At 51.8% G+C, this 1,876-nt stretch carries 2 protein-coding genes; both read left to right on the top strand.

All coding sequences use genetic code 11. The features are described 5' to 3' along the window. A partial coding sequence (locus tag R7070_RS24650) for a Tn3 family transposase (RefSeq protein ID WP_318141339.1) occupies positions 1–438 on the top strand: 438 nt, incomplete at its 5' end. Positions 439–516: 78 nt separating this feature from the next. Continuing rightward, positions 517–1,521, top strand: a complete 1,005-nt coding sequence (locus R7070_RS24655; protein ID WP_160187930.1) for an IS110-like element IS4321 family transposase — start codon at positions 517–519, stop codon at positions 1,519–1,521. Positions 1,522–1,876: the final 355 nt, after the last annotated feature.

A 1,876-nucleotide genomic window follows, 5' to 3' on the forward strand; every position in this document is an offset into this window, starting at 1 on the left:
AACGGTCTGGCCGTGGCCTTGCGCGAACTGGGCCGGATTGAGCGCACACTGTTCATCCTCGACTGGCTGCAAAGCGTAGAGCTACGTCGCCGCGTGCATGCCGGACTGAACAAGGGCGAGGCGCGCAACTCCCTGGCCAGGGCGGTGTTCTTCAACCGCCTCGGCGAAATCAGGGATCGGAGCTTCGAGCAGCAGCGCTACCGGGCCAGCGGTCTCAACCTGGTGACGGCCGCCATCGTGCTGTGGAACACGGTGTACTTGGAACGCGCCACCCAGGCGATGAGCGAAGCGGGGAAGTCGGTGGATAGCGAGCTGCTGCAATACCTGTCGCCGCTGGGGTGGGAGCACATCAACCTGACCGGCGATTACCTATGGCGCAGCAGCGCCAAGGTCGGTGCGGGGAAGTTTAGGCCATTGCGACCGCTGCCACCGGCTTAGCGTGCTTTATTTAATGAGATGGTCACTCCCTCCTTCCCAGTACTATGCTGAGGACAGGCTTTCATTCGGAGAACCATCATGGAAAACATTGCGCTTATTGGTATCGATCTGGGTAAGAACTCTTTCCATATTCATTGTCAGGATCATCGTGGGAAGGCCGTTTACCGTAAAAAATTCACCCGACCAAAGCTAATCGAATTTCTGGCGACATGCCCGGCAACAACCATCGCGATGGAAGCCTGTGGCGGTTCTCACTTTATGGCACGCAAGTTGGAAGAGTTGGGGCATTCCCCAAAGCTGATATCACCACAATTTGTCCGCCCGTTCGTTAAAAGCAATAAAAACGACTTTGTCGACGCCGAAGCTATTTGTGAAGCTGCATCGCGTCCGTCTATGCGTTTTGTGCAGCCCAGAACGGAATCTCAGCAGGCAATGCGGGCTCTGCATCGTGTCCGTGAATCCCTGGTTCAGGATAAGGTGAAAACAACTAATCAGATGCATGCTTTTCTGCTGGAATTTGGTATCAGCGTTCCGCGAGGTGCTGCCGTTATTAGTCGACTGAGTACCCTTCTTGAGGACAGTAGTTTGCCTCTTTATCTCAGCCAGTTACTGCTGAAATTACAACAGCATTATCACTATCTTGTTGAGCAGATTAAAGATCTGGAATCTCAGTTGAAACGAAAGTTGGACGAAGATGAGGTTGGACAGCGCTTGCTGAGTATTCCCTGCGTTGGAACGCTGACTGCCAGTACTATTTCAACTGAGATTGGCGACGGGAAGCAGTACGCCAGCAGCCGTGACTTTGCGGCGGCAACAGGGCTTGTACCTCGGCAGTACAGCACGGGAGGTAGGACGACATTGCTGGGAATTAGTAAGCGAGGTAATAAAAAGATCCGAACTTTGTTGGTTCAATGTGCCAGGGTATTCATACAAAAACTGGAACACCAGTCTGGCAAGTTGGCCGACTGGGTCAGGGAGTTGTTGTGTCGGAAAAGCAACTTTGTCGTCACTTGTGCTCTGGCAAACAAGCTGGCCAGAATAGCCTGGGCCCTAACGGCACGACAGCAAACTTATGTAGCATAACGGCAGAAATACACCGGTTTAAAGAATTACTGATCTGGTTTTGCGAATACTGATATTGATGATACTAACGGCCCACCGGCCTGTTGAGGAACCTGTAAAACGGAAAGGCTCATTGAAGCCGTATATTTTCTGGAGGTTCATCAGGCGCGGAACTCATCAAGGCGCGGGAATAAAATCCCATTCAGACGCCGGATAGATTCAAGCAAGCCAACTTGTCGTCAAAATCGGTGTTGCAAAAACGGGAGTGACCATAGATTCCGTTTTCTGAGACGACCCCGAGTATAACCCCATTTGACTCGGACCTTGTATGTTCGTCAGGCGTTAACCGTGATTTTTCATGATTGATTAGTGCGTG

The sequence above is a fragment of the Vibrio sp. 1557 genome (assembly GCF_033340175.1).
GTDB classification, from domain to species: Bacteria; Pseudomonadota; Gammaproteobacteria; order Enterobacterales; family Vibrionaceae; genus Vibrio; species Vibrio alginolyticus.